6 protein-coding genes and 1 rRNA gene are annotated in these 7,561 nt (G+C 32.0%); 1 reads left to right on the top strand and 6 read right to left on the bottom strand.

Annotated features, from left to right (window positions below; all coding sequences use genetic code 11):
- Window positions 1-1,351 (bottom strand): 16S ribosomal RNA (locus AMN80_RS01715); the annotation flags it as partial.
- Window positions 1,352-1,646: 295 nt separating this feature from the next.
- On the opposite strand from AMN80_RS01715, the gene AMN80_RS01710 reads away from it, so the two are divergent.
- The gene (locus AMN80_RS01710; protein WP_075520287.1) at window positions 1,647-2,948 is read left to right on the top strand and encodes a M23 family metallopeptidase; all 1,302 of its coding nucleotides are present in this window, start codon (window positions 1,647-1,649) and stop codon (window positions 2,946-2,948) included.
- Here the strand turns inward: AMN80_RS01710 and AMN80_RS01705 are convergent, their stop codons facing one another.
- From AMN80_RS01705 to AMN80_RS01685, 5 genes are read right to left on the bottom strand one after another with little or no spacing between them, the layout of a single operon-like run.
- Window positions 2,949-3,269, bottom strand: coding sequence for a DUF4167 domain-containing protein (locus tag AMN80_RS01705; protein WP_075520286.1), 321 nt, complete (start codon window positions 3,267-3,269; stop codon window positions 2,949-2,951). It lies immediately after the preceding gene.
- 7 nt (window positions 3,270-3,276) lie between these two features.
- On the bottom strand, window positions 3,277-4,116 hold the full coding sequence (prmC, locus tag AMN80_RS01700; protein ID WP_075520285.1) for a peptide chain release factor N(5)-glutamine methyltransferase: 840 nt from the start codon (window positions 4,114-4,116) through the stop codon (window positions 3,277-3,279).
- Window positions 4,113-5,189, bottom strand: a complete 1,077-nt coding sequence (prfA, locus tag AMN80_RS01695; protein WP_075520284.1) for a peptide chain release factor 1 — start codon at window positions 5,187-5,189, stop codon at window positions 4,113-4,115. The genes prmC and prfA overlap by 4 nt, the downstream gene beginning before the upstream one ends.
- A gap of 3 nt (window positions 5,190-5,192) precedes the next feature.
- Window positions 5,193-6,293, bottom strand: coding sequence for a flavodoxin-dependent (E)-4-hydroxy-3-methylbut-2-enyl-diphosphate synthase (gene ispG, locus AMN80_RS01690; protein ID WP_075520283.1), 1,101 nt, complete (start codon window positions 6,291-6,293; stop codon window positions 5,193-5,195).
- Window positions 6,290-7,510, bottom strand: a complete 1,221-nt coding sequence (locus AMN80_RS01685) for an aspartate kinase (RefSeq protein ID WP_075520282.1) — start codon at window positions 7,508-7,510, stop codon at window positions 6,290-6,292. Before AMN80_RS01685 ends, ispG begins: the two co-directional genes overlap by 4 nt.
- Window positions 7,511-7,561 lie beyond the last annotated feature (51 nt).

The following is a 7,561-nucleotide window of genomic DNA, read 5'->3' as shown; positions in this document are numbered from 1 at the left end:
TGACGGGCGGTGTGTACAAGACCCGGGAACGTATTCACCGCGGCGCGCTGATCCGCGATTACTAGTAATTCCAGCTTCATGTACTCGAGTTGCAGAGTACAATCCGAACTGAGGCATTTTTTTAGGATTTGCTTAACGTCGCCGTCTTGCTTCCTATTGTGAATGCCATTGTAGCACGTGTGTAGCCCAACACGTAAGGGCCATGAGGACTTGACGTCATCCCCACCTTCCTCCAGCTTATCACTGGCAGTTCTTTCAGAGTGCCCAACTAAATGATGGCAACTAAAAGTGAGGGTTGCGCTCGTTGCGGGACTTAACCCAACATCTCACGACACGAGCTGACGACAGCCATGCAGCACCTGTGTTTCGTCCGGCCGAACCGAAAACTTTAATCTCTTAAAGTCGCGACGAACATGTCAAGTGTTGGTAAGGTTCTGCGCGTATCTTCGAATTAAACCACATGCTCCACTACTTGTGCGGGTCCCCGTCAATTCATTTGAGTTTTAACCTTGCGGTCGTACTCCCCAGGCGGTGTGTTTATTGCTTTCGCTGCGACACTGAAAATAAATTTCCAACGTCTAACACACATCGTTTACGGCATGGACTACGAGGGTATCTAATCCTCTTCGCTACCCATGCTTTCGTTCCTCAGTGTCAGTAATGATCCAGAAAGCTGCCTTCGCAATCGGTATTCTTTCTAATATCTACGAATTTCACCTCTACACTAGAAATTCTGCTTTCCTCTATCATACTCTAGCTAAAAAGTTTTGATGGCAGTTCCAGAGTTAAGCTCTGGGATTTCACCACCAACTTTTTTAACCACCTACGAACTCTTTAAGCCCAGTAATTCCGAACTACGCTAGGTCCCTTCGTATTACCGCGGCTGCTGGCACGAAGTTAGCCGGACCTTCTTATTCGGGTACAGTCATTTTCTTCCCCGACGAAAGAGCTTTACAACCCAAAGGCCTTCTTCACTCACGCGGCATCGCTGCATCAGGGTTTCCCCCATTGTGCAAGATTCCCTACTGCTGCCTCCCGTAGGAGTTTGGGCCGTGTCTCAGTCCCAATGTGGCTGATCATCCTCTCAAATCAGCTATTGATCATTGTCTTGGTAGGCCATTACCCCACCAACAAACTAATCAAGTGCAGGCTCATCCAATGGCGCATAAAGCTTTCTCTGTAAAGACTTATGAGGTATTAGCACAAGTTTCCTCGTGTTATTCCTCACCATAGGGAAGATACCTACATGTTACTCACCCGTCTGCCACTAAGTATTGCTACTTCGTTCGACTTGCATGTATTAGGCGTGCCGCCAGCGTACGTTCTGAGCCATGATCAAACTCTCAAGTTTAAAAACGGCGCACACTAGCTTCCATATAAATCTAAGAATAAATTTATATGTGTTTGAAGTGTGTACGACAAATTTTGGTAACCTTAACCGTCCACACTTCTCTTCTTAAATTTCACGTTTAAAATAGCTAATTAGGTAAAACCTAATAATAACAATAATTTTATTGTTTGGAAAAAATGCTTATAGTACAAATTACTACTAAATCAAGAATTATGATCAAAAATATAACTAAAAATATCAGTAAAAACGGGCTTTTTTGATGTCAAAACTAGTTATAATAAAATAATTAAAAAAAATGGATTTTATTCAACTAAAAATTGTTAGTTTTTTAAAAAAAAATATTGAGATTTTTTTACTAATATTTCTACTTATTATCACAATCTTTATTACACAAATATACAATTTTAACACTAAAAAAATTCAAAAAGATTATATCGATATTTTAAGAAATTCATATTTTAAAAAAACGGTAAATTATTTATTCTCAAATTTAAAACCTAAATTTGTAAATATTGAACATAAAATAAAAAGTGGAGACTCAATTATAAATATCTTGAATGATCTTTCAGTAAACGAGAAAGAGGTACAAAAAATTTCTAAAATAGTAAATGATAATAATGCGCAAAACTTAATTCAAAATCAAACACTAAAACTTACATTAGAAAATACTTTAAATTTAAGAGAGGTATCTAGTATGTTAATACCAATAAGTAAGTCAAGAAAATTAGAGATATATAAAGATGTGGAGAATAATACTTTTTTTGAAAGAGAAATTATAACAAATTTACAAAAAAAAATAATTTTAAAAGAAGGTGTTATTAAATACAGTTTATACAGAAGTGCAACTAAAGAAAACATTAACTCAAATATTATAATAGAATTTGCAAGACTTTATGGATTTCAAGTTGATTTTCAAAGAGACATACGAAAAAATGACTCTTTTCAACTTGTGTATGAAATTTTTGTTGACGAAAATGATGAGATCTTTGAGACTGGAAATATTATATATGCTAATTTAATATTACGAGGACAAAATAACCAACTATATTATTTTCCCAAAAAGAATTTTGATGGACATTACGATGAAAACGGTAAGAGCATCAAAAAAGCATTGATGAAAACTCCAATTAATGGAGCTAGATTATCTTCGTCTTTCGGGATGCGAAAACATCCAATACTTGGTTATAATAAAATGCATAAAGGAACAGATTTTGCTGCACCGGAAGGAACTCCTATTATGGCTTCAGGTGATGGTGTAATAATGAAAGCTGGATGGTGTGGTGGTGGTGGAAATTGTGTTAAAATTAAACATAACAAAACCTATCAAACTATTTACGCTCACATGAAAAATTTTTCAAAACTTGCGATACCTGGTAACAGAATTAAGCAAGGACAAATAATTGGATATGTTGGTTCAACTGGTATGTCGACAGGACCTCATTTACATTATGAAGTGATAGAAAATGGAAAAAAAATTAATTCCCAACTTCTTAAATTACCATCAGGAAAATCTTTGGTTGGAAGCAATAGAGAACACTTTGAAATAGTTAGAATAAAGACAGATGTTCTGAAGTCTGATCTCGTTTCAAACTTTTAGTTAAACTACGTGAGTAGTTTGTGATTTTTCTTTTTGTTTTTCTTTTTGTTCAATTGAGATCCTTAAAAAATGATCCGCATATTGAAAATAATTTTCTGAGAGAATTTTATCTCCATTAGAAAGAGCTTCTCTCGCTAGCTCGTTATACTTTAATATCAATTTATCTACATTGCCATTATTTCTATTATTCATTCTTCTAAAGCCGTTTTCTCTATTACCAAATTCTGGATTTGACCTATTGAAACCATTAGATCTTTTAAATGACCTGTCTTGCATACTCCTGTTCCTAATTCTTTTTTGATTATTTCTGAAAGTTTTCATTTTTATACTATTGTAATTTTGTACATACTATGCATCTGTCATTATTTGATAGGTCTTTAATTATTTTGTTAATATAATAATTTTTATTTTTTAATATTTTAATCACTTTGTATTTTTGATTACTGCCAATTTCAATAATTAATTTTCCGTTAACTTTTAATAACTTCGAAGATTTTATTATTACCTTCGACAATATTTCAATTCCATTGACCCCTCCATTCAAAGCTTTCAATGGTTCATATTCACTTACACCCAAATACTTCAATTGATGCTTGTCAATGTAAGGAGGATTACTAATAATTAAATCATATTTTCCTGTATTAAAATTGTCAACATCTGTTTTTAAAATTTTTATTCTATTTTTTATGTGATGTAATTTTGCGTTAGTTTCAGCTATTTTCACAGCTTTTTGACAACAATCTATAGCTATAGCAGAACAATTTTTTCTATCTTTTAAAATAGATATTATCAAACATCCTGATCCTACTCCAATTTCTAAAAGTCTTTTTTTCTGATTTTTTTCGATAATGCTTAAGGTTTCTTCTATTAAATGTTCTGTTTCTGGTCTTGGGATAAGTACGTTCTTATTTACATAAAATTCATTTTTCCAAAACTCTTTTTTTTTCAATATATAAGCAATAGGTTCTTTGGCTTCTCTTCTTTTTAATTTTGACATAAACTTTTTATAACTACTTAAGCTTATTGATTGTTTAAGATTTAGTAGTAATTTTTCTTTTGAAATATTTAAACTAGCTGATAGTAAGAGCTCTGTGTCTATTTTATAACTATTTATTTTTTTTAATTTTAACAAGTTATATCCAATATCAAGTGCCTTAAAAAAATTCATTTTTCTAAAATTTTAAGTTCTTCTTCTTGTGCCCGCAAGTTCAGACTATCAATAATTTCATCAAATATTTCCCCTTCCATAAATTCTTCTAATTTATGAAGTGTAAGATTTATCCTATGATCAGTAACTCTACCCTGCGGAAAATTATAAGTTCTTATTCTTTCCGATCTATCTCCGGTGCCAATTTTACTTTTTCTATCTTTGGATCTTTTGTCTTCTAATTTTTTTCTCTCAAACTCATAAATTCTAGATCTCAAAATTTTAAGGCCTTTTTCTTTATTCCTTATCTGTGATTTTTCATCTTGCTGGCTTACAACTATCCCTGTTGGTATATGTGTGATTCTAACTGCAGAGTCAGTGGTGTTTACACTTTGACCTCCAGGTCCACTACTTCTAAAAACATCAATTCTTAAATCTTTATCATCAATTCTAACATCAACCTCTTCCGCCTCAGGTAAAACAGCAACCGTAGCAGCAGACGTATGAACCCTTCCTTGAGTTTCTGTTTCAGGAACTCTTTGCACCCGATGAACTCCACTTTCAAATTTAAGTGAAGAATAGATATTTTGCCCCTTGATGCTGGCTATAACTTCTTTTAATCCACCTGCATCACTCTTTGAAATACTTATTAATTCTAACAACCATTTTTTTTTATTACTTACTTTTTCGTACATTTTAAATAAATCTGCAGCAAATAAACTTGCCTCTAAACCGCCCGTGCCAGCTCGGATTTCTATTATTGCATTTTTTTTGTCGGCATCGTCTTTTGGAAGTAAAAATAATTTTAATTTTTTTTCATTAAATAATTTTTTTTTATTAAGCTCCTCTAACTCAGTTTTTGCTAAATCCCTTATTTCTTGTTCAGTTTCATTGTCACTTAAAATTTTCTCTAGATCACTTACCGTTTCGTCAAAAGACAAATATTGTTTAGCATTAATTAAAATTTCATTTAAATCAGAATATTCTTTAGAAATTTTGGCATAATTCTTTTTATCTATCTTATCTGAGGACAATTTGCTCTCTAATAACTCATGTCTAGAGATAATTTCTCTTACTTTATCGACTGGTATCATTATTTACTTTTTGTTAAGTATTTCTGCTTCTTTTTTTTCTACTAGAGAAACTACTTTGGATATGATTTCGTCATTTTTAATTTTTTTACTTTGGATGCCATTAAGGTATAACATATTGCTATCTTTGCCACCGCCAGTTATGCCTATTTCTGTCTGAGATGCTTCTCCAGGACCATTTACAACACATCCAATTATAGAGAGTGTTATGGGTGTTTTTATATGAGCCAATTTTTCCTCAAGTGTTTTTACAGTTTTTATGACGTCAAAACCTTGTCTCGCGCAAGAAGGACAAGAAATTATTTTAACTCCTCTAGATCTTAAATTTAAAGACTTTAAAATTTCATTTCCTATTTTAATTTCTTTAACAGGATCGTCTGATAGAGATACCCTAAGAGTATCGCCTATTCCCTCTAATAATAAAACACCAAGACCAATTGATGATTTTACACTTCCTGGAACAAAACTACCAGATTCCGTAATACCAAGATGTAAAGGATAAACTGTTTTTTTTGATAGTTGTCGGTACGCTGCTACTGATAAAAAAACATCAGAAGATTTTACGCTTACTTTAATTTGATCAAAATTATTATCTTCTATCAATTTTATATTTCTTAAAGCGCTATCAACCAGAGCCTCTGGACAAGGTTCTTTATATTTTTCTAATATATCACGCTCTAAGGATCCGGCATTAACACCTACTCTTATTGAACAATTATTATATTTCGCTGATTTAATAATTTCTTTTAACTTGCTATCGTCGCCAATATTACCAGGGTTTATTCTTAAACATTTGGCACCATTATCAGCAGCTTCTAGAGCTCTTTTATAATGAAAATGAATATCTGCAATTATTGGGACATCCGAATATTTACATATCTCTTTAAGGGATTTAGTAGACTCTTCATCAGGGCAAGACACTCTCACCAAGTCAGCACCTTCATTAACAAGCTCCTCTATCTGTTTTATTGTAGAGATGGTGTCAGTAGTAAGTGTATTTGTCATTGATTGAACAGATATGGGATTTGATCCCCCAACTTTAACTTTTCCAACATTAATTTCTTTGGATCTTCTTTTAATAATGTCTCTGTAGGGTCGTAAGCTCATAAATTGTGATTCAATTTAAATTCTTGGTGAAGTATTTCAACAGATTTTTTCAGATTTTTTTTGTTAATTAGAACAGATATCTTGATTTCGGATGTAGATATTACCTCTATATTTATATTTTTTTTTGCCAAAGCCTTAAACATTCTATAAGTAACCCCAGGAGTAGTTATCATTCCAACACCGACTATAGATACTTTTGATACATTTTTATTTACTATCAAATTTTTGAATTTTATTGATTTATTGTTTTGTAAAAGTTTTTTAGTTTTAATTAAATCTTCCAAATTAATAGTGAATGTCAAATCGGTTTCTCTGCTATTAGCCGATATATTTTGAACAACCATATCAACATTAATTGAATTTTCGTAAAGAGGTTTAAAAATAGATGCCGCTACACCTGGTTTGTCCTTAACTCCTATCAGAGTTATTTTTGCATCGTTTTTAGTAAAAGAAATTCCTCTTATTGTATTTTTATTAATTATATTTTTTTTTTTTGTAATTGTCGTTCCTAATTTTTTTGAAAAAGTAGATCTTACGTCAACTTCTATTCTATTGAGTCTAGCCTCTTGTATTGAAGCTGGCTGCATAACTTTTGAACCTAGTGACGCCATCTCTAGCATCTCCTCATAAGATATTTTATCAATTTTTTTTGCGGCCTTTGTTAGATTTGGATCTGTTGTAAACACTCCTTCAACGTCAGTATAAATTATACATTTTTCAGCATCAAAGAATTTTGCACATAATATTGCGCTTGTGTCTGAGCCACCTCTTTCAAGTGTTGTAATTCTAAAGTCAGAGTTTACTCCCTGAAATCCCGTAACTATTGGCACACCACCTGATTTAAGATAATTAATTATTTTTGTTTTTTGTATTTTTATTATTCTAGATGCATTATAGTTTCCCCTTGTTATAATCGGCAATTGCCATCCTAACCAAGATCTGGATTTATATCCAAGTTCGTTGAGTTTGCCGGCTATTAAAGCACATGAAATTTGCTCACCAGTTGATAAAATAACGTCTTTTTCGTCATTAGGAAAATTTTCAGATATTTTTTTCGTTTTGTCTAGCAATTCATTTGTAACTCCACTCATTGCTGAGGATACAACAATTACTTTGTATTTTTTTTTAACATATGAAGTAATTATCTTCGCAACTTTGACAATTTTTTTTAAGGTACCTACTGAAGTTCCACCAAATTTTAAAACAATTATTTTCATTGATATATTTAATTTAAATTTTATATTTAGATAAATATTATCATAATTAAA

It is taken from the genome of Candidatus Pelagibacter communis, assembly GCF_001179985.1.
GTDB classification, from domain to species: domain Bacteria; phylum Pseudomonadota; class Alphaproteobacteria; order Pelagibacterales; family Pelagibacteraceae; genus Pelagibacter; species Pelagibacter ubique_J.
The sequence above is the reverse complement of the archived record's forward strand: the minus strand, read 5'-3'. Positions and strand labels throughout refer to the sequence as shown.